We start from the raw sequence: 20,714 nt of genomic DNA, 5'->3' as shown, positions 1-20,714 counted from the left end.
CCCATTCAATATAGGAATCATCTTCTAGCTGCTTAACCTCTTTTTTTATATTGTCCTTGAAATAGGTGCCAGTTTATAGGATTCCCTCTTTTTTTATTATCTATTTTTTCCAATTAATTTAATTGATTGATGTCCGCTGTGAGGGTGAGGAGAAAAAAGAATATGATCCAGATACAGAGCTTCCAGCTTTCGGTCACTTAAATTAAACAAGCTGTGATTATGCTGGAATTTAGAAAGCGATAATAATTTGCTGATTAACGTTTCTCTGTTTAATGGCATGTAATGAACCCTCCCTTATTGTTAGTTATATTTTAATTCATATTTATCCGATTAGTCAAGTAGGAATTGAGGAAATCTTGGTAAGATCTTAATTAGGTGCCATTCAAAAACACAGTTAAAAGCACAGGCATCTTGTCCGCTCCTTTAATACTATAGTAGAGAAATGACTACAAGGATGTGATGAGTATGGAATTTTGTACCTCATGTAACTATCGGGAGGATTTGTGCAGATGTGAAGATCATGTTAATGAAATTCCCCATCCGCATGACCAGCACAGCCATAGAGATCAAGGAAGACCTGATCATAATCATTATCCAAAGCCTCCTGGTCCTTCTTTCCTCAAAAAGGAGCTTGTTCATGATGAAGTTTGCGGTAATATAGAACAAATCTGTGGAGACGACGCTGAAATATATTGGACTGCAAGAGGGATCAGAAACATACCTGCAGCAACTATTTCTGTTGTTAACAAAGGATCATGTGATATAAGTGTCCTTGCTTCCCCCAGTTTAAGAGGAGATTTAGAAGAGATCTTTACAGTTTCAGCAGGTCAGACAAAGTCTGCTACAATCGGAGTCTTGGCACGGATTGGTTTTGCTTGTTCAGGAAATGAAGGAATTACTTGCAGAGGAACTTACTGTTTATCCCTTCATTATGAAATAGTATGTTAATACGTATCGTTAGGAGGAATGTATATGAGCTGTTCAAAAAGTTCGAATAACCCATGCTGTCCTGCAGCTGTAATTTTTCAGGAGAAAATTTGCGGGAATTTTTCAGGAGGAACAGGCGGGATTAACCGACTCTCTGTATGGCGGGCTCCGGCAGAAGATTATATAGAAGGCACTTTTGAAATATTTAATTCTACAGGCAGTCCAGGTTCCGTAACAGGGAATATTACGGCACCCGGCAGTCCGGGAGTTGGTCCTGTACCTCCCGGCAACTCAGCAGCATTGGCTGTTATCACTCCAAGTGAATTTACTATAACAGCACCGCCAAATGCTTCGGGAAAATTCTGCATTACTCTATATAAAAGGCTAATTCCATAATATTGAAAAAGGAGCCCCAATGAATTTAGAATCAGTGGTTCTCCTTTTAAATTTAAAGAAGTTATTGGTTAAATGGGGAAGGATAGTGGATATTTAGACAATATTGCCCTTCGCAATCATTAGCACCTTGTCCAAGGCAAAGGATTTCAAGGGAATCAAATAAATTCTGCACTGTAAGGGATTTACTATTTGGAACACTGCCTTGTCCTTCCGGCTCAGGAATTGTTAAAGAACCTACAGTTACACCGTTTCTGAGCAAATTAGCAACTAAAGTGTCAGCGCATCCTCCATTATAAGTGATAGTCATAGTCCCTACGACTGGAGCGAGTACATTATTTTGTATCGACCTCCAAACAATACGGTCAGGGCTCGCTTGATTACCACAGTCTAATTCAAATGTCCCGCAAAATTTTTCGCTTAATATGGGACGGCCTGCAGTGCCATTTCCCCCATTCTCATCCGGACAACAGCAGCACATGCTATTACAGCTGGAACACATAAAACTCAATCCTCCTTTTTCTATTATAATATTAGCTTGTTTCTTTTTTGTTTGTAGGAATGACCTATCACAAGAGTGAATTTTAAAGAGCTGTGAGCTCAGTGAGTTATTTTCCAGAATTGATTTCTCTTCTGTTAAACTTAGTCTGGAAAAACGTCTGCAGTTCGCAGGCGTTTTTCAAAATAGGTAAAAAGGTACAACTTAACTTGCAGAGTTGCAGGAATACCCCTATCCGTCGGTGAATACAATTAGAAAATGGAAACAGCTTCCTGCATAGAGAAAGGAAGCTAATATTTAAAAAAGCTGGGGGAAAAATGACTAAGCGAAAATGGGGAATAGCACTTTTGTTAATTGTCTGTTTCATAGGATTAGCCGGGTGTTCAGGAAAAACTGCCGGCGATAATGAGCCGGAGAAAAAGGCCGCGGCAGAGAAGTCTAAAGAAGATAAGACAAAAGAGGAGGCAACGGCAGAGGAGCAGGCTAAAGAGGAGGAAAAGAAGGAAGAAATAAAGCCGGTTGTGGTTAATGTCATTGATCCTGATACAAAAGCAGTGCTAAAGACCTTCAGGCCTGCTGAAATGGGATTTGGTGAGGATGATGAAAAATATAAAGCAGATGTTGCCCAATGGGCCAAGGAAATAGCGCGCGGAACAGATACAATAAAAGGCTTTGATCAAAGGATGACCCTTGACAAAATTGGTCCCGATGGCAATATCATTAAAGGGCAGCCTGAGATTATACTTGAAGAAAGCGAATTAGTGGATAAGATCTTCGCTGCTTCTGTAAGCGGCGGGGATGTTGAGCTGCCGCTTTATGTTTCAGAAAGCGGTTATGATCCTGCTGATGTACCTCATTTAGGAGAAGTAGTCGTCGCATCCTATACTACCAATTTTAACAGCGGCGTGGCAGGCAGGACAAAAAACATTGAACTCTCAGCAGAAGCCATCAATAATATCATTCTTGGTGAGGGAGATCACTTTTCTTTTAATACAACAGTGGGGCCCAGTGATGAAGCGCATGGATATCAGCCTGCAGAGGAAGCCATTAATGGCAAGCTCGTAATGGGGATTGGGGGCGGTATTTGCCAAACATCCTCCACTCTATACAACGCAGTTGATAAAGTCGGGGTCAGTTATGTAGAAAAACACCACCATTCTGTAACGGTGGGTTATGTCCCAAAGGGCCGGGATGCAACCGTTTCCTATGGAGGCAAAGACTTCAGATTTGAAAACACAACCGGCATCCCGCTTCTTGTAAAAGCAAACTTCGGAAATGGTGTCTTAACAATTGAAATCAGAACCGCAAAAAAATATGAGGGAATGCTGAAGAAAGCAGTATAACTGCATCAGGCACCTAAGCCATATTTCCGGTTTTGGTGCCTTAGCTGTTTTTAATGCACTGAATACTTATTTAACGAAAAATAAGCAAATAGCGGAGGGGTTTGTCCACACCATTCCGGTCACTTTTAATACAATAATATAGAAGATCTCCTCCCTAAGGATCTTTGGTCTGCATAGTCGCCGCTAATCTGCCAGCCGGATTAGCGGCATTTTTTGTCTAATTATGCAAATGATTGCGAAAGGATGAGAATATTCTGTAAATATATGAACCAATAGGTAAAAAGTGCCTGACTTACCAGCAGTTTCATGTTAAATTATAAGTAGAATATCCTATCCTATCTGGAAATGAGGAAAAGGCATGAAATTATCTGTGGCAAAAAAACTGTTCCTCGGGTTTTTGTCTGTCCTTTTATTATTTGGTCTTGTAGCCGGTTTATCAAATTATGAACTCGGTAATGTTAACAGAAATTATCAAAGTTTAATAGATGATAATGTCTCTGAAGTGATGCTTGTAAAAACACTGAAGGCAGAGCTTATGAATGAAGCAGGGGGAATCCGCGGCTATCTCCTGACAGGCGACTCTACATATCTGAGTGACTATGAAAGTTCCCGCAAGAGGATGGAGCATCATATAAATAAATTGAATGAATTAGCCGGCATTAAGAAGGAGAAGGAATTGGCGAAAGAGCTGGAATTGCTCCATAATCGCTACCAGAGCATTATTGACAAAGAAATTAAGTTTAAGCTTGAGGAAAATAATGCTTATATGTCATTAGTTGAAACCTCCGATAAACAGGTCAGCCAGGATTTTAACAAAAAAGCGGATGAACTTGTAAAATATTATGAATCCCAATTAGATGCCGGGATAAATGAAACTGTCTCGGGCGTTAAATCCTCTCAGACGATTACTTTAATTATTACAATTACAGCCGTTATTGCTGCCATGCTGATCGCTTATTTTATAAGCAGAATGATATCCAGGCCGATTAATCTGGCAGCAGCAGCGATAGACAAAGTGGCAGGAGGAGACTTAAGTCAGACCTCTATTAATGTAAAAAACCGGGATGAAATAGGAACGTTTATTTTATCATTAAATAAGATGGTCCAGGATTTGAGGTCTGTAGTCAGCCAGGTAAGAAGCACATCAGAACAAGTTGCATCAAGCAGTGAGCAGCTGGCTGCAAGTGCAGAAGAAAGTTCTTTGGCTTCTGAACAGGTAGCAGCTATTTCACAGAAAAATGCTCTGGGAACTGAACAGCAGCTTTACCGTTTTAGAGAGGTATCTTCTTCAATGGATGAGATTTCTTCCGGAATGCAGCAGATTTCTTCAAGCAGCGAGCTGATGCTTGAAGCAGCGGAAAAGGCAGATTTTTTAACTAAACAAGGCACTATTTCAGTCGATAATGTTGTAAGGCAAATGAATGAAATAAATACTACAGTAGGCAGTGCTGCTCAGCATATCTATACCCTCGAATCCCGATCAAAAGAAATCAGCAATATCGTGGAATTGATTACCACTATCGCAGAGCAGACAAATTTGCTCGCACTTAATGCAGCCATTGAAGCTGCAAGGGCAGGTGAGCATGGGCGAGGCTTTTCGGTTGTCGCTGATGAGGTCCGTAAATTGGCAGAGGGATCCAAGCAATCTGCCATTCAGATTCAGCAAATGATAGGGCTTATTCAGGAAGAAACAAAGCATGCCGTTCTGGCAATGGAAAAAGGAAATGAACAGGTAAGGGATGGCCTCGAAGATACAATGGAAGCAAGTGTGGCTTTTGCTGAGATCGCCAATTCAATGGGTGATGTAACATATAAAGTCGAAGAAGTCTCATCCTCAGTAGAAGAATTGACTGCTTTAACCACCCAGATTATTGATGTCATGTCAAATGTTCAGGACATTTCAGAAAAAAATGCAGCAGCTTCACAGGAAACTTCAGCTGCAACAGAAGAGCAGCTCGCCACCATGGAAGAAGTATCTTCATCAGCAGGGGCTCTTGCAAAACTTTCTGAAGAATTGCAGGAACTTGTTTCGAGATTTAAATTATAAAAGGGACTCAACTGAGTCCCTTTTTGAGTCCCTTTTGAAATTTATTACAAGATTTTAATGGTTAAAGGATACAGATATGGAATAAACGGCTCCTCAATTTCTTTCCATTCCTTAATTTTAATCATCGGGATCTCTGTTCCATTATAGGCTGCTTTATCTATGACTCCGCTAACTTTGACCCACATATTATCATAGAGTTTCGAAGCTTCCTCCATTTCTGATAGAAAGCCAATCATACTTGCATCTGCCACACAATGGGTAATCAAAAACCTTGAAATGACAAGCTGATTGGAAACAAGTCCTTCTTCTTTATATATAAATCCCTGAAATTCAATTTCTCTGCCAATGAATTTATCAATATCTTTACTGATTTCCTCATAATACAAACTAAAAACTTTATCATCCATTTTAATAGCAGGAGCCGAATAAAGGTCCTTTATTAATTGCTCAAACTCTTCATTGGATATTTCCTCTGCTTCCTCATTTACAGATAGGTCATGCTCCAGCTCCTCGACTTCTTCCAGCTCTTCTTCAAAAGAAAAGTCTTCAAGTTCAAAGTCTGATACATCTTCATTTTCATCAGAGCCAACCGATGTATTCACCTCTTGTTTTTGATTACCAAGTAGGGCAAGCCCACCTTTCTTTTCAGCAATGGAAGCATCAAGCGTTTTTGCAGGCAAGAAGAATCCTGTTAATAGCGGAAATAATATAATGGAACAAGACACCAGCTTTTTTACTGTAAACGGTGTATCCCCATGATCATGATTATGTGAACAGGAATGCTCGTCATGGTGGGAGCAGTCCTGACCGTGATGATATTCGTGAACAGCGGTTTCTCTATTAAAAGTCCATATTCTTGTAATTTGAATAAAAAATAAAAATAAAAACAATATGGAAGCCGATTGGCTTAAGCGGACATATTTGGGATTAATATACTTGGTTATGTCTCCTGTATAATGAAGCTGAAAAATCAGTCCGCAAAAAGCCAGAAGAATCAGCGCCCTCAACGCCTGCTGAAAATGAAGTTTCATAGCAATCCTCCTAAATGAATTTCTGTACAAAAAGCAGCGTGAAAAAGACTGCTGAAGCTGTCAGAACTAATACGCCAAGAACAAACTTTATCCGAAACACACTAAGCATCATGATTGTATTTTTAAAGTCGATCATGGGCCCGAAGATTAGGAATCCCAGTATGGAAGACTTAGGAAAGATGCTGCTGAATGAGGCACCGATAAAAGCGTCTGCCTCTGAGCATAGTGACAAAACATAGGCAAAGCCCATCATGATCAGTAAGGATGCAACCGGATTATCAGCATTTTGCAGAAATGTTTTTGCCGGCATATAGACTTGTACAATGGAAGCTAATAAAGCGCCAATAATCAAATATTTGGCCATGTCAAAAAACTCGTCAATCGAGTGGGTCAGCATAGACCAAATCCGATCCAGGAAAGAACGGTGGTTTTCGCTGCTGTGGGGTAAATGAAGATTTTTCTTCAATTCCCCCGACTTAAAGAAGATGCTCACGCTAAAGGCAACGATAATGGCAATTAGAAATCCCAGTCCCATTCGTAAGCCAGCCATTTCAAAATCATTTCCAAAAGCCATGAATGTAGAAGCAATGACGATGGGATTAATCAAGGGCCCAGTCAGCATAAAACCAATCGCTGCATAAACTGGTACACCCTTAGACATAAGCCGGCGGATGATAGGAACAATTCCGCATTCACACGCTGGAAAAAGTGCGCCAGCCACACAGCTCATGACAACAGCAGCCATTCTATTTTTTGGAATCCACCTTTTTATATGGTCTTCTGTAATGAAAATTTGGATAAACCCTGCAATCAGCACACCTATCAGCACAAAAGGCAATGCTTCTATTAGAATGCTGATAAAGATTACATTCAGGTTTAACAGGGAAGGCGGAATATCAAAAGATAAACCTAATCCAGAGCTGAAAGATATTAAATATACCAGAATGGCTATCAACATAATGCCCGTTATATCAATGATATGGCTGCGAAAAACTCGGTTCATAGTATCCTCCTGTAATTAAAAATCGTAATGATTTCGTTTTATACTGTATATTAAGTTTATGATATTGTAAATGGGATTATGAGCATTTTGAAAGGATAGGAGAATTGGAGGATAAAAGGATATAAAGTTTATCCTTGCAATCGCATGAAAATTTTAATGTGATTTAAATCGAAACAATTACGATTTATTAGATGCTTTCCATACTCACGGGCACTTCCAGAGATGGAGAGAAAACCAAATACCACGCACAGGGAAACAAAATGACATAAATAACAGAGCAATTGAAAAATTATGTTGCTTTTTCCTAGTCTTGCAGATATGCTCAAATTAGGAGATATACGGAAGGGGAATTGAAATTCTAAATGTGGCATAACTTGAATCATTTTAATTTTATAAACGTCTGCCTGCTATTTTGGGGAGAGGTTTGTCTATTTATAAAATGATTGAACAAGGAATGTCTGCTGTGGAATTTTAAACCATAAATTCGCAGATACCTTGTTGTGTATCTGCATTTTTATTGGAATTTAATCTCCATGCCAGTTCCGGCATGCCCTAAATGGAGGGAACGCTGAATGATCGAAAAGCAGAATAAAACTGCAATAGTGACAGGTGTCAGCAGCCATCAGGGTATCGGTGCAGCTATTTGCCGAAAATTAGCCAGCCAGAATTTTAATATTTTTTTTACTTATTGGGATTCGGAGCCCCTTTGGGGAAAAGTATTCACCAAGGAAATATCGGAAACTGGCGTCCTTTGCAAAGGTCTCGAAATTGACTTATCGGATGTTCAATCAGCAGAAAAGATGCTGGAATCTGCTGCCTTGACAGTTGGAAATCCGATGATACTTGTTAATAATGCAGCTCATTCAACAAGAGATGGATATCTGGAGTTTAATTCTAAAACACTGGATGCGCACTATGCTGTTAATATGAGAGCCGTATTTCTTCTTTGCACAGAATTCGCCAAAAGATTTCAAGAATGGAATTTGCCATACGGCCGAATCATTAATATGACTTCCGGCCAAGAGATTGGCCCAATGCCCGGCGAATTGGCTTATGCTTCTACCAAAGCTGCCATAACAGCTTTTACCAGGTCGCTTTCAACAGAAATTGCCCATTTAGGTATAACAGTAAATGCAATTAACCCTGGACCCACTGACTCATCATGGATGAATGAGGAGATAAGAAATCACCTTTTGCCTAAGTTTCCAGCGGGCAGAATCGGCCAGCCCGAAGATGCAGCTAATCTGGCAGCATTCCTGGCAGGTGAAGATTCAAAGTGGATAACAGGACAGGTGATACATTCTGAGGGAAGGTTCATACGCGGCTAACACGAAAGCAAGTGAAATTTACTTAACAAATTATAGCTATTTATATCATTTTCGATACAAAATACCCAAAAGGGTTTATTGATCTCCTCCAATGTGTATAAATAGAAGTTATAGAGGGGAGAGAACAATGTTAAATTTATTAAATAACCCTGATTTTGTGCAAAAGTGTGAAACTGCTTCCCCGTTTGATATGGTTAAGTATTTAACAGGCGGCAACATTAGAGGATTGGAAAAAATCGCTTTGGGCACGCTTGCAAACAGAAAACAGCTGCCGCCAAATGTCGTTAATGTTCTAATCGTTTATTTTTTCAGCACGTTTGCAAATAAAGTATATGACCGAAATGATCTTGCCAGGCTCTATGATTACTGGGCGTCGAATCATGTATACAGTTTTGGAAAAGCACAGGAAATGACTAACGAAGATATAGAAAAAGTCCTGGCCGGCTTAAAATAATAGATTATATAAAAAGTTCATCCCAATTGGATGAACTTTTTTGATATTACTTATTTCTTTTTATTGCTGTATGCTCCTTCTATAGTCTGTTTCATCATTTGATGTCCAAGCACCGCCACGCCTGCTGCAACGATTCCATTAAGGAGCCCTTCAAAAGAAAAGCCAAATGCAAGACTGCCTGCAGAAACCGAAATCATTACAAGAATCCATACGATGGACCAATCGGGAACTTTGGGTGTCTGTTTCAATGCATACCCAATTACCCACAAAGCCGGGACCAGCATGTAATAATTCTGATTTAAAAAATCCAGTAAGTTCAATCCACTCACCCCCTGGCTAATGTTTTTAATATAGTTTATGAAATCCCCTTATAAGTTGTTTGTCTGCTTGTCTATAAAATAGAAGAGATTTTATTAATAAGCTTGGGAATTATTATGTTCAAAAAAGACGGAATAGTTTGATAAAATGCTGTCAAAGACGCGCAGAATAGTTGACATTCATTCCTATAAGTGCTAAATTTGAATCAGCCGTTATGCATCGTGTTATATTTTGCTAGCTGCTTTTTCAACCGTTAGGCAATGGTCTGGATGAGTAATGAACGTAAAGTAATAAGCGTGTATATGGTGAATTTACACATGGCTTTTTCTAGCCAATAGGAGGATTTTTTTCATGAAAAACGGTAAAGTAAAATGGTTCAATGCTGAAAAAGGTTTCGGATTCATCGAAGGTGAAGACGGAAACGACGTATTTGTACATTACTCTGCTATCCAATCTGAAGGTTTCAAATCTTTAGAAGAAGGCCAAGAAGTTTCTTTCGAAGTTGTTGAAGGTGCACGCGGACCTCAAGCAGCTAACGTAACTAAACTATAATCGACACACCCATACAAAAACAGCCTGGCCATTAGGTCAGGCTGTTTATTTTTTACAGAAATAACTTATTGGAAAATTTCATAATTCAACCATCAATACAGTATAAAAAAAACTTGAAGTTTGGCGAGTTTCCTGTATAATGTTCAAACGTGAGTTATTTTAGAATAATTTAATACTATTCACTTATCAAGAGAGACGGAGGGGCTGGCCCGAAGATGTCTCGGCAGCGGGCTCTGCAGAGCGCTGTGCCAAATCCAGCAAGCACAGATGCTTGGCAGATAAGAAGAGAACGATTGATAGATCAAGATCTCTTCTTGCTTGAAGGGGTCTTTTTATTTTGCTTGGAAAATCCATTTATAAAGGAGAATTCAATGAAAAACAGGGGCAATCCATGGGCTTTATTGCCGCTAGCCGCTTTCCTGCTTATTTTTATTGGCGGCGGCATAGCAACGGGTGATTTTAACAGCATACCAATTATTGTCATTGTATCCGCAGCAGCCGGAATTGCGCTGGCAATGAACAGAAAAAAGCCATTCATGGAAAAAGTAGAGATATTCACAAAAGGGGCCGGACATCCTGATATTATATTAATGGCCATCATTTTTATCCTGGCAGGGGCTTTTTCTGGTACGGCTAAAGGAATGGGGGCGGTTGATTCGACTGTGAACCTTGCACTCTCTTTTATCCCGCCGAATCTGCTAATGGTCGGAATTTTTATCATTGCATGCTTTATTTCATTATCGATGGGAACATCCATGGGGACAGTTGTCGCTCTTGCTCCAATTGGTGTAGCCATTTCAGCAGAGACAGATATTTCAGTAGCATTAGCCATGGCAGCAATAATTGGCGGTGCAATGTTTGGCGATAATCTTTCTGTCATTTCTGATACAACGATTGCAGCGGTCAGGACTCAGGGAACGAGAATGACCGACAAATTCCGTGTGAATTTTTTAATCGTACTGCCTGCTGCCGTTCTTACTGCTGTGACTCTTGCGATTTTAACAGCAGGTCAGGAAAGCGTCGTGACTAGCGGAGATTTCAGCTTCTTAAAAGTAGTCCCTTATCTTGGCGTATTGGCTGCAGCTTTGTTTGGCATGAATGTTATTCTTGTGCTAAGCGGGGGAATCCTTCTTTCAGGCCTGATTGGAATTGCTGACGGCAGCTATACGTTTGTTTCATTCCTGCAGATGATTGCTGAGGGAATGGCCGGTATGCAGACCCTTGCGATTATTGCCATCCTCATTGGCGGATTGGTGGAGATCATCCGGGTTAATGGAGGAATAGATTACTTGCTTCACATGGCTACCAGCAAAATAAAATCCCGCAGGGGAGCTGAATTTGGTATTGCGTCACTTGTCTCTCTGACAAATCTATCTACAGCCAATAATACTATTGCCATTATTATTGCAGGGCCGCTTGCTAAAAAAATTGCAGATCAATATGAGATTGACCCGCGTAAATCAGCAAGTATACTTGATATATTTGCCTGCTTTGTACAAGGGACTATCCCATATGGAGCACAGATGCTAGCTGCTTCGGGGCTCGCTGCCATTTCGCCGGTGAGCATCATGGCATATTCCATTTATCCAATATTAATTGGCATTTGCGGTATTATTGCCATTCTGATCAACTTTCCTAAGTTAAAAAAGCAATAAATGAGAGAGCCTGCTGGGCTCTTTTTTCTTTGAACAATGCTGTGTTTTAAAAATAATTGATGATATAATTAGAACGAATGTTCTGTAAAATATTGCTGAGCCTCTGCCGTTTTTTGATTTGGTATAATGGTAATATTGCAGAAAGAATCTGTGGCAAGGAAAAGAGGGTGTAAGATATGAAATTTATCCATACAGCTGATTGGCATTTGGGCAAGCTGGTCCATGGTGTATATATGACCGAAGATCAGCGCCATTTTTTGAATCAATTTATTGATGTGGTAGAAGAAGAAAAGCCGGATGCAGTCGTCATTGCAGGAGACTTATATGACCGGTCCGTACCTCCTACTGATGCTGTAGAATTGCTGAATGAAATTCTTTTTAAAATAAATGTAGAGCTTAATACACCTGTGGTTGCCATCGGAGGAAACCATGATAGTGCAGAAAGGCTGTCATTTGGAAGCTCCTGGTACAAACAAAGCAAGTTCTACTTGTCTGGAAAACTGGCAAATGATTTTAAGCCCATACATATTAATGGTGTGAACTTTTATCTGGTTCCGTATGCTGAACCAGGAATGGTCAGGCATTTGCTTGATGATGACCGTGTACACTCACATGATGATGCAATGAAGGCAATTGTGAGCAGAATTGAAAAGCACCTGAATCCAAATGAGCCGAACGTTCTTGTCGGACATGCTTTTGTCCTGGGCGGTTCTACCAGTGATTCGGAGAGGACCCTTTCAGTCGGCGGGTCAGGCTGTGTCCATTCAAGCTGCTTTGATCCATTCTCTTATACAGCACTCGGGCATTTGCATAGTCCTGATGCCATAAAGCATGACAAGATTCGATATTCTGGCTCCCTATTAAAATATTCTTTTTCAGAGGCCAAACAGGAAAAATCGATCTCTATTATAGAAATGAAGGAAAATGGCGAATTTGATTTACGAACCCGTTCACTGAAGCCCAAAAAAGACTTGAGAGAAATCGAAGGGCATTTAGATCAATTGATGGATCCAGCCTTCTATGAAAAACAGAATCTTGATGACTATCTGAAAATCACCCTTTTTGATGAAGGCGCATTGCTTGATCCAATTAATAAGCTGAGACAGGTCTACCCCAATGTTCTTCACCTGGAAAGAAGAATAGCCGTTACAGATATGAAGAAAAAAAGCTCCTTCCTATCGATGAAGGAAGAGAAAAAGTCGGAGCTTGATCTGTTTAAACAATTCTATGAACAAATGACCACTTCTGAGTTTACAGAAGATAAACAGCAGGTAATGACTGATGTGATCGAAAAAGTGCTTAGGGAGGAGGCTCTGAAATGAAGCCATTAAAATTAACGATGCAGGCGTTCGGCCCCTATGCAGACAGTGAAAACATCGATTTTACCGAACTTGGAAATCGAACCATGTTTGTCATCTCCGGAAAGACGGGTTCAGGCAAAACCACAATTTTTGACGGCATCAGCTATGCCATTTATGGAAAGGCAAGCGGAGAGGATCGGAATGGCCCCGAACTTCGGAGCCAGTTTGCCAAAAATAATACACTAACCGAGGTTTCTCTCGAATTCATTTTAAGAAATAAAAGGTATCATATTATAAGATCTCCTCAGCAGGAAAAGAAAAAAGAGCGGGGCGATGGGACAACAACAGTGAGTGCAAAAGCAGAACTGTATATATATGATGAAAATGGAGAGCAAAAGCTCCTGGCTTCAAATGTCAGGGATGTTGATGAAAAGATAAAAGAAATTATGATCATTGACAGCAATCAGTTCAGGCAAATTCTGATGATTCCCCAGGGAGAGTTCCGAAAGCTCCTGACTTCTGAAAGCAAGGATAAGGAAATCATTCTGCAGCGGTTATTTCATACTCAAATATACAAGCGCATCGAAGAAAAACTTAAAGAAGATGCAACTGAATTAAAAAGAACGGTAGAAGAACAGATTAAATTGAGAGATCAGTATTTTAATCATGTGCAGGCTGTTTACAGCGGGGAGCTGAAATCATACCTCGAAGCAGGAAGTGTCAATGACACACTGCTCATGCCGCTTCTTACAGAGGAAATTAAGGAGATGGCAGAAGGTCTTGCCGAGCTGACAGAAGCTGGCAGGAAAAAGAAGGAAAAGAGAGATCATCTTCAGCAAAAGCTCTATGAAGCTGAAATGGTGCTTAAACAGCTGAAGACGAAAGAAGAGCTTAAGCAACGGAAAGAAGAGCTTGAAGAACTGAAAGACCAATATACTGTCAATGAGAATGCCATTGCTCTCGCCCAGAAAGCAGCCCTGCTTAGTCAGCAGGAGCAGCTCTGTCATGAACTGAAGAAGGATCTGGATGCGGCACATGCCGATATTGAGGAACTTCAGAAAAAAATAGGCACTCTTGAATCTCTGCTAAAAGAAAAGCTGGAAAAATGGGAGTCTGAAAAGAACCGGGAGGAAGAAAGAAAACAAGCTGCCGAACAGGTTAATCACCTGCAAAGTATGAAAGAAGATATTCTCTCGTATGCAAAAGTGGAAAAGCTTGTCCGTTCTCTTGAAAAAAATCTTGAAAACCTCAGGCTTCAAAAAAAACAGAAAGATGAAGCCCTCCTAAACGCTGATCTGCAAATAAAAACACTTGCTGCAGAAAAACAGGACATTGAAAAGAGCAGGCTCACACAGTTTGAGAATGAACGAAACCTGGAGAAACTATCAGACGAAATAGAACGGCTTCATAGATATGAAGAGCTTCATAAAGAGCATCTCTCATCACAGAATGCTTTCAGCAAGAAAAAAAGTTATTTCGAGCAGACTTCGTCCAGGCTCACTGACGCCAAAATGCTTGTAGATGAACTGGAGGGCAAATGGCTTCATGGACAGGCATCAATCTTGGCTGAAAGGCTTCAAAACGGAGAGGCATGTCCAGTCTGCGGCTCAGACCACCATCCAAACCCAGCTGTCTCTCCTCAAGATATTCCTGATGAAAAAGATCTGAAGGAAGCAAAAAAACAGGCTGCTGAAATGGAAGCAGAGAAAGCGAAAGCACAGTCTGCATTTTATGAAGCTCGGTCACAACTGAATTCCAGTGAAAGTGGATTAGCGGAATTAACAGCCCAAATACAGAAGCACCGTCCTGATTTTAAACCTGAAAGTCTGCTTGTGCTGAAAAATACACTTGCCGATCAAAAAAAGGATTTGCTGACACTTGATGCAGAGCTGAAGAAGAAATCTTTAAGACTGGAAAACTGTACTGCAGAGTTAGAAAATTCACAGGAGATGAAAGAATCTCTGGCTGCAGAAATTGACCTTCTGCAAAGCCAAATAAATGACGCTGCTGTTATGCATGCGGAAAAGAGAAGCAACTTAGCGAGGATGACGGACACAATTCCTGAAAACCTGCGGTCTGTTCAAGCTTACGAATCAAGTTTTAAAAGAGCGGCTGAAAAACTTGAAATTATGCAAAGGCAGCTGGAAACTGCCCAGCAGATTTATCAAGATGCAAAGTCGGTTCATATGGCAGAGCAGGCAAAGCTCGAGACACTTCAAAAGCAGGCTGTTAAAATCGAGCAAAAGCTTGCAGCAGAAAGGCGGAATTTTGTACAGCGGATGAAGGACCAGGGTTTTGAAGTCTACGGAGAATACCGGGATGCCAAAAAATCAGAAGAACAAATCAGTCAGCTTGAAGGTGAACTTCGGGAATATCGGGAAGAAGTCCGTTCTATTAATGACAGATACGCTGAACTGGCGGGACTCTTAGAAGGGATTGAAAAACCTGACCTGGAAAGCCTGCAGCTATTATTGCAGGAAACGGATGATCAATTGAAACAGCTGCAGGAACAATATACAAATCTGTTTATGAAGAAAAAGCAAAATGAAGAGACATTGCAAAAAGTCAAAGAAATAAATGAAAATATGAAGACCCTTGAGGAAAGGTATAAAGTAATCGGACACTTATATGAAATTTCCAAAGGGCAGAACACTTACCGTATTACTTTTGAACGTTTTGTCCTGGCGGCATTTTTAGATGATATACTGAGGGAAGCCAACGGACGCTTATCGAAGATGACCAGCGGGAGATATATGCTGCTTCGAAAAACAGACCGCTCAAAGGGCAACGCACAAAGCGGCCTGGAATTGCTTGTGTTTGATCAATACACTGGGCAGGAAAGGCATGTTAAAACTTTATCCGGCGGGGAAAGCTTTAAAGCCGCGCTTGCACTTGCTCTTGGTCTGGCAGATGTGGTGCAGCAATACGCAGGAGGCGTGTCTCTTGAGACGATGTTCATTGATGAAGGATTTGGGACACTCGATCCCGAATCATTGGATCAGGCAATAGAAGCTTTGATCGAAATTCAGAGCAGCGGAAGGCTTGTAGGCATCATCTCTCATGTTCCTGAGCTGAAGGAAAGGATAGATGTGCGTCTGGAAGTTACTGCAAGCCAGTCAGGAAGCCGTACACAGTTTCAATTTTTAAATTAGGATTCAGAAGAAAAAGGATAGACCTCCTATCCTTTTTCCCATACTATTAAAGTTGGTGATGACTGTTGAGGAAGAAAGTGGTTTTATCATGGAGCGGCGGCAAAGACAGCTGTCTGGCTCTGGATGTGCTGGTAAAACAGGGGTACGAGGTTGCATGTCTTCTGACAACGGTTCCGCAGGAAATTGGCAGAACCTTTGGGCATGGGGAAAAAAAGGAATTAATCCAGCTTCAGGCTAAAAGTTTATCCATACCTGCAGAGTTTATTTATTGTACCTTTGAAGATTACTCTGAACGTTTTGTGAGTGATTTAAGAAAAATAAAAGATACATATGGGATTACAGGCATTGCATATGGGGATCTTTACTTGGATGGACACCGTGAATGGGGAGAAAAAACAGCGGCTGAAGCAGGATTGGATGCGGTATATCCTCTATGGATGGAGGAGAAAGATAGTCTTAAGGTTTTAAGTGCCTTTGTGGTTTCAGGCTATAAAGCCAAAGTCATACGTGTCAGGGAAGATGTGTTGGACGACTCGTGGCTCGGCAAAGAACTTGATCATGAATTTGTAAGCAGAATCGAAGCTGAACCTGTTTGTCCAATGGGTGAATCAGGTGAATATCATACATTTGTGTATGACGGTCCTCTATTTTCTAAGAGGATTCAGCTGGACTCTCCTGAAGTGATTCAGCTTGAGACAACAAAGAAATTGGAATTTGGCGAGTTTAGGCTCGCTGAAAATTAATAATAAACGTCAATGACGGGAATGTGCAGGTAACGAAATGATTGAAATTAAAACATCAGCAGTAAGCGATGGCGAACATAATAGAGGAGTCTTTGCTACTCGAGATATTAAGAAGGGTGAACTGATTCATGAGGCTCCGGTGCTTCCGTATCCAAATAATGAACATCAGCATATTGAAAAAACAGCTCTGGCAGACTATGCATTTGAATACGGGAAAAATCACAGTGCCCTTTTATTAGGCTATGGAATGCTTTTCAACCATTCCTACCAGCCAAATGCAGTATATGATATTAACTTTGACAACCATACATTTGATTTTTTCGCCTATAAAGATATTAAAGCAGGTGAAGAAGTTTTGATTAACTATAATGGGGAAGCAGAAAATGATGACCCCCTATGGTTTAATAAATAAAATAAATGGAGACTGAATCCTCCTTGCACGGAGAGCAGTCTTCCCCACAGAAGGGAGAGGGTAGTTTGTCAGGAGTATTTTCTCATGATTATAATGCTTTCCCTTTTTTGGTTTTTTCCGCATCTCATATTGCCATGATTGTGTTATTTGCAGCAGCAGCCGCACTTTTATTTATTTTCAGAAAAGGACTTTTCCGGCTTGATCAGAAATTCAGGCTGTATATGTTTATGCTTCTTTTTACTTTGGAACTGCTTTACCATCTTTGGCTTTATCTTGGCGGCTATTGGGAAATCTCTTTTACTCTGCCGCTGCAGCTCTGCTCCATAAGCTTAGTTCTTTGCTTGATATTATTAGCAACGAAATCCAGTGCCGTCTTCCAGTTAGTCTATTATTTAGGAGTTACTGGCGCTTTAATGGCTATCCTGACTCCAGAATTGTTTTTAGGCTTTCCCCATTTTCGTTATTTCCAATTTTTTATTACTCATAATCTGATCATTTGGACAAGTCTTTATTTTGTGTTCGTGCATCAATACAGGCCAACAGGAAAAGGCATGCTTCATTCCTTTATCTTTTTGAATATCTGCGCTGGTGCGGCATTTTTCGCTAACAAACTGACAGGAGGAAACTATATGTTCCTGTCCCGTAAGCCGGAAAATGCTTCATTATTAGATTACTTCGGTCCTTATCCTTACTATATACTGACACTGGAGATAGCGTCAGTATTCCTGTTTTTATTGTTATTGCTTCCATTTAAAATGATTGGCAAAAATAAAGCTGGAAAGGCGGAATCTGCATGAAACCTGCAAAAATAGGAATGGATGCCGGAGGTTCTTTGCTGAAGATGGCATTTGAAGAACAAGGACAAATCCATTATAAGAGCTATCGGATTGATGAGCTGGATAATTCAATGAATTGGCTTAAAATGACTGCAGCTGATGCCGAAGTTGCCTTGACAGGCGGGAAGGCTGAATACCTTAAAAAAGAATTTTTTCAAAATGCCCTGATCTTTCCTGAATTTGAGTCTTCCGGTATAGGTGCATCCTATTTGATCAAGCAAGATGGATTATCATATGAGAATTTCATCTTAAGTATTATAGGCACAGGGACATCGATTTGCCTGAACAGCGGCGGTGAAATCTCAAGGGTTTCCGGAACCGGCATCGGCGGGGGCACATTGATGGGACTGGGTTGTTTACTGACTGGTGAAAAGGATTTCACTAGGCTCGTTTCGCTGGCTGGCAGCGGGAAAGCAGAGAATGCAGATATAATAGTCAAGGATATTTATTCACCATTCGATTCGCCGATAGATGGAAGCCTGACTGCCAGTAATTTTGGGAAGATTAAGGATGTTGAGATAAGTAAGGATGACAAAGCCGCCAGCTTAACTAACATGATTGCGGAAACGATTGTACTCCTAAGCGCTCAGGCAGCAGTTCGGAACCAAATCGACGATATAATATATATAGGAAGCACGCTTCGGCATAATGCCCCATTAAAGCACCTTTTAGAGAAGTATACCGCTATGGCTGGCAAAAAACCTGTTTTTATTCAAAACGGCGCATACTGTGGAGCACTGGGTGCGCTGCTGTCATTATAAATCCAGATGATTGAAAGATTCTTTTTTTCAGTATAAAGTTGAAAAAGAACGCATTAGAAGCAGGTGGCAGATTTGATGAAAAGATATTTTACAATCGGTATGGCAGGCCATATCGATCATGGAAAAACGACATTGACAAAGGCATTAACAAATGTAGATACAGATAGGCTTAAAGAAGAAAAAGAAAGGCAGATATCCATAGAACTCGGATTCGCCCCTTTACATGAAGATGAGGAAATCCAAATTTCAGTGGTGGACGTACCTGGTCATGAGCGCTTTATCAGGCAGATGATAGCCGGAGTTGCCGGGATTGACTTAGTCGTCCTAGCTGTCGCAGCCGATGAAGGAGTAATGCCCCAAACAAGAGAGCACTTGGAAATTCTCGATTTCCTAGGGATCCGTAATGGCATTGTCGCCATAACAAAGATTGATCGTGTTGATGAAGAGTTCACCGATCTTGTAAAAGAAGAAATTCTTGAGGAACTGAAAGGATCTATTTTTGAAGATGTTCCAGTTATCTTAACAGATAGCCTGTCAGGCAAAGGAATTGAAGAGTTAAAGCAGTTGATTATCCATACCCTGAAAGAACAGGATACACGGGATGCAAAAGGTGCCTTCCGGCTTCCAATCGATCAGGTATTCACGGTGAAAGGGCAGGGTACTGTAGTCAGAGGCACTGTTTATGAAGGAAAAGTAGAAGAAGGACAGCTTCTGAAAATCATGCCAAATGGCATCGAGACCAGGGCACGCCAGCTGCAGGTGCATCATCAGCCTGCAAAAGCGGCATTTGCAGGGCAAAGGGCAGCCATTAACCTTTCAGGCGTGTCGAAGGAGGATATTGAGCGGGGCGAGGTACTTGTATCGTCTGAGCATTTCAGCGTCACAAAAACCATTGATGTTGCTGTAAGAATAGTTGGAGATTTAGAGCATATCATCAAACAGCGCATGCCGATTAAATGCCATATTGGCACGGCAGAAGTAATGGGAAGAATCGTCTTCTTTGATCGTAATGAATTATCCAATTCAGAAGGAGAAATTCTCTGCCAGCTTCGTTTAGATGAAGAAATCGTTGCCAAAAGGGGCGACCGGTTCATTTTAAGACGGCCAAGTCCCCAGGAGACCCTCGGCGGGGGCTGGGTTATCGATCCCAATGGAGAAAAGTACCGGTTCGGCCAAAAAACCATTGAGGATTTAAGCAGGAAAAAAGAAGGAACACCGAAAGATCGCATAAAAGCCGTGTTGTTCGAAGATAAGGTCCTTTCTCTTGCAGAGATAACAGCAAAGACTTCACTGGATGAATTGATGGTTCAAGAAATACTTAAAGAAGAAGATTTCCAGGGCACCAGCAGCAAGGAATTTACTTTAGCAGCCATCCATGAGGCAATAGAGGCAGAAATAGCTGACCGCCTGAATGAGTTCCATCTGGAAAATCCAATGAGGCAAGGGGCTAATAAAGCAGAATTGCTGCAGGCAATGCAGAATAAATATCCTAAAATGCTGATTGAATTTGTTTTAAATTCAGGTATTGAAAAAAATGCATTTCAACGAAAAGGACAGTTTTTGCAGAATAAAGGTTTTCATCCTCATGTACCGAAAAGCTGGCAAAAACGAACGGACAATCTTCTTGCTGAATTAAAAAAAGATGGCTATAAAGTAGAACCGTTTGAAGAATATTACGCTTCCGCCGGGATTCCTGAGAACCTCAAAGGCGATCTAAAACGATATTTAGAAGATCAGGAAACCGTCATATCGCTGGATGCACAAAACTATTGGCACGGTGATCATTTTAGAGCAGCAGTAGAAAAACTGAAAAATGGCACAGCTGCTGAATTTGAAGTAGGCCATGCAAAGGAAGTATTGGGTCTCTCCAGAAAGTATATGATTCCTTTTCTTGAAAAACTTGATTCTTTGGGAATAACACGGAGAACAGAAAATAAAAGAATATGGATGTAATTCATA

Annotated in this window: 20 protein-coding genes and 1 riboswitch; of the genes, 15 read left to right on the top strand and 5 right to left on the bottom strand. The window is 40.7% G+C overall.

Features of this window, described 5'->3' with window-relative positions; all coding sequences use genetic code 11:
* Nucleotides 1-96: 96 nt before the first annotated feature.
* The gene (locus tag ACTHRG_RS22640; RefSeq protein WP_076256156.1) at nucleotides 97-279 is read right to left on the bottom strand and encodes a hypothetical protein; all 183 of its coding nucleotides are present in this window, start codon (nucleotides 277-279) and stop codon (nucleotides 97-99) included.
* A gap of 186 nt (nucleotides 280-465) precedes the next feature.
* Here ACTHRG_RS22640 and ACTHRG_RS22635 point away from each other — a divergent pair, with 186 nt between their 5' ends.
* Together ACTHRG_RS22635 and ACTHRG_RS22630 are read left to right on the top strand one after the other, a co-directional pair.
* Complete coding sequence (locus tag ACTHRG_RS22635) at nucleotides 466-948, top strand: DUF3992 domain-containing protein (protein WP_076256158.1); 483 nt, start codon at nucleotides 466-468, stop codon at nucleotides 946-948.
* A gap of 24 nt (nucleotides 949-972) precedes the next feature.
* On the top strand, nucleotides 973-1,323 hold the full coding sequence (locus ACTHRG_RS22630) for an S-Ena type endospore appendage (protein ID WP_076256161.1): 351 nt from the start codon (nucleotides 973-975) through the stop codon (nucleotides 1,321-1,323).
* A gap of 61 nt (nucleotides 1,324-1,384) precedes the next feature.
* Here ACTHRG_RS22630 and ACTHRG_RS22625 read toward each other — a convergent pair whose 3' ends face one another.
* Nucleotides 1,385-1,801 carry a DUF3992 domain-containing protein gene (locus ACTHRG_RS22625; protein WP_076256163.1) on the bottom strand — a complete coding sequence of 139 codons (417 nt, stop codon included), beginning with the start codon at nucleotides 1,799-1,801 and terminating at the stop codon, nucleotides 1,385-1,387.
* 335 nt (nucleotides 1,802-2,136) lie between these two features.
* On the opposite strand from ACTHRG_RS22625, the gene ACTHRG_RS22620 reads away from it, so the two are divergent.
* Together ACTHRG_RS22620 and ACTHRG_RS22615 are read left to right on the top strand one after the other, a co-directional pair.
* Entirely contained in the window at nucleotides 2,137-3,162 is a 1,026-nt protein-coding gene (locus ACTHRG_RS22620) for a VanW family protein (protein ID WP_076256165.1), read from the top strand.
* 358 nt (nucleotides 3,163-3,520) lie between these two features.
* Nucleotides 3,521-5,209 carry a methyl-accepting chemotaxis protein gene (locus ACTHRG_RS22615; RefSeq protein WP_076256166.1) on the top strand — a complete coding sequence of 563 codons (1,689 nt, stop codon included), beginning with the start codon at nucleotides 3,521-3,523 and terminating at the stop codon, nucleotides 5,207-5,209.
* Between the two features lie 44 nt (nucleotides 5,210-5,253).
* Here the strand turns inward: ACTHRG_RS22615 and ACTHRG_RS22610 are convergent, their stop codons facing one another.
* Nucleotides 5,254-6,240 carry a TIGR03943 family putative permease subunit gene (locus ACTHRG_RS22610; protein ID WP_440232084.1) on the bottom strand — a complete coding sequence of 329 codons (987 nt, stop codon included), beginning with the start codon at nucleotides 6,238-6,240 and terminating at the stop codon, nucleotides 5,254-5,256.
* Nucleotides 6,241-6,250: 10 nt separating this feature from the next.
* Nucleotides 6,251-7,243, bottom strand: a complete 993-nt coding sequence (locus ACTHRG_RS22605; RefSeq protein ID WP_440232083.1) for a permease — start codon at nucleotides 7,241-7,243, stop codon at nucleotides 6,251-6,253.
* A gap of 572 nt (nucleotides 7,244-7,815) precedes the next feature.
* Between ACTHRG_RS22605 and ACTHRG_RS22600 the strand changes: the two genes are divergently transcribed.
* Both ACTHRG_RS22600 and ACTHRG_RS22595 read left to right on the top strand, forming a co-directional pair.
* Nucleotides 7,816-8,571 carry an SDR family oxidoreductase gene (locus tag ACTHRG_RS22600; RefSeq protein ID WP_076256172.1) on the top strand — a complete coding sequence of 252 codons (756 nt, stop codon included), beginning with the start codon at nucleotides 7,816-7,818 and terminating at the stop codon, nucleotides 8,569-8,571.
* A 127-nt stretch (nucleotides 8,572-8,698) separates the two neighbouring features.
* Nucleotides 8,699-9,025, top strand: a complete 327-nt coding sequence (locus ACTHRG_RS22595) for a hypothetical protein (protein ID WP_076256174.1) — start codon at nucleotides 8,699-8,701, stop codon at nucleotides 9,023-9,025.
* 50 nt (nucleotides 9,026-9,075) lie between these two features.
* Here the strand turns inward: ACTHRG_RS22595 and ACTHRG_RS22590 are convergent, their stop codons facing one another.
* Complete coding sequence (locus ACTHRG_RS22590) at nucleotides 9,076-9,354, bottom strand: phage holin family protein (RefSeq protein ID WP_319003799.1); 279 nt, start codon at nucleotides 9,352-9,354, stop codon at nucleotides 9,076-9,078.
* A gap of 340 nt (nucleotides 9,355-9,694) precedes the next feature.
* On the opposite strand from ACTHRG_RS22590, the gene ACTHRG_RS22585 reads away from it, so the two are divergent.
* The 9 genes from ACTHRG_RS22585 (at nucleotide 9,695) to selB (ending at nucleotide 20,708) form a co-directional block, all read left to right on the top strand.
* Nucleotides 9,695-9,895, top strand: coding sequence for a cold-shock protein (locus ACTHRG_RS22585; RefSeq protein ID WP_009334826.1), 201 nt, complete (start codon nucleotides 9,695-9,697; stop codon nucleotides 9,893-9,895).
* A 180-nt stretch (nucleotides 9,896-10,075) separates the two neighbouring features.
* Nucleotides 10,076-10,180, top strand: a riboswitch (SAM riboswitch).
* An 86-nt stretch (nucleotides 10,181-10,266) separates the two neighbouring features.
* Nucleotides 10,267-11,550, top strand: a complete 1,284-nt coding sequence (locus ACTHRG_RS22580) for a Na+/H+ antiporter NhaC family protein (RefSeq protein WP_440232082.1) — start codon at nucleotides 10,267-10,269, stop codon at nucleotides 11,548-11,550.
* A gap of 176 nt (nucleotides 11,551-11,726) precedes the next feature.
* Nucleotides 11,727-12,872, top strand: a complete 1,146-nt coding sequence (locus tag ACTHRG_RS22575; protein ID WP_076256179.1) for an exonuclease SbcCD subunit D — start codon at nucleotides 11,727-11,729, stop codon at nucleotides 12,870-12,872.
* Nucleotides 12,869-16,003, top strand: a complete 3,135-nt coding sequence (locus ACTHRG_RS22570; RefSeq protein ID WP_076256181.1) for an AAA family ATPase — start codon at nucleotides 12,869-12,871, stop codon at nucleotides 16,001-16,003. Before ACTHRG_RS22575 ends, ACTHRG_RS22570 begins: the two co-directional genes overlap by 4 nt.
* A gap of 65 nt (nucleotides 16,004-16,068) precedes the next feature.
* The gene (locus ACTHRG_RS22565; RefSeq protein ID WP_076256183.1) at nucleotides 16,069-16,746 is read left to right on the top strand and encodes a diphthine--ammonia ligase; all 678 of its coding nucleotides are present in this window, start codon (nucleotides 16,069-16,071) and stop codon (nucleotides 16,744-16,746) included.
* A 37-nt stretch (nucleotides 16,747-16,783) separates the two neighbouring features.
* Complete coding sequence (locus tag ACTHRG_RS22560) at nucleotides 16,784-17,158, top strand: SET domain-containing protein (RefSeq protein WP_035330469.1); 375 nt, start codon at nucleotides 16,784-16,786, stop codon at nucleotides 17,156-17,158.
* 65 nt (nucleotides 17,159-17,223) lie between these two features.
* On the top strand, nucleotides 17,224-17,955 hold the full coding sequence (locus tag ACTHRG_RS22555; protein WP_076256185.1) for a YwaF family protein: 732 nt from the start codon (nucleotides 17,224-17,226) through the stop codon (nucleotides 17,953-17,955).
* The gene (coaW, locus tag ACTHRG_RS22550; protein ID WP_076256187.1) at nucleotides 17,952-18,755 is read left to right on the top strand and encodes a type II pantothenate kinase; all 804 of its coding nucleotides are present in this window, start codon (nucleotides 17,952-17,954) and stop codon (nucleotides 18,753-18,755) included. The genes ACTHRG_RS22555 and coaW overlap by 4 nt, the downstream gene beginning before the upstream one ends.
* Before the next feature lie 75 nt (nucleotides 18,756-18,830).
* On the top strand, nucleotides 18,831-20,708 hold the full coding sequence (gene selB / locus ACTHRG_RS22545; RefSeq protein ID WP_440232080.1) for a selenocysteine-specific translation elongation factor: 1,878 nt from the start codon (nucleotides 18,831-18,833) through the stop codon (nucleotides 20,706-20,708).
* Nucleotides 20,709-20,714 lie beyond the last annotated feature (6 nt).

The sequence above is a fragment of the Cytobacillus sp. SAFR-174 genome (assembly GCF_051964675.1).
Lineage (GTDB): Bacteria > Bacillota > Bacilli > Bacillales > Cytobacillaceae > Cytobacillus.
This window is presented reverse-complemented; position numbering and strand designations above follow the sequence as displayed.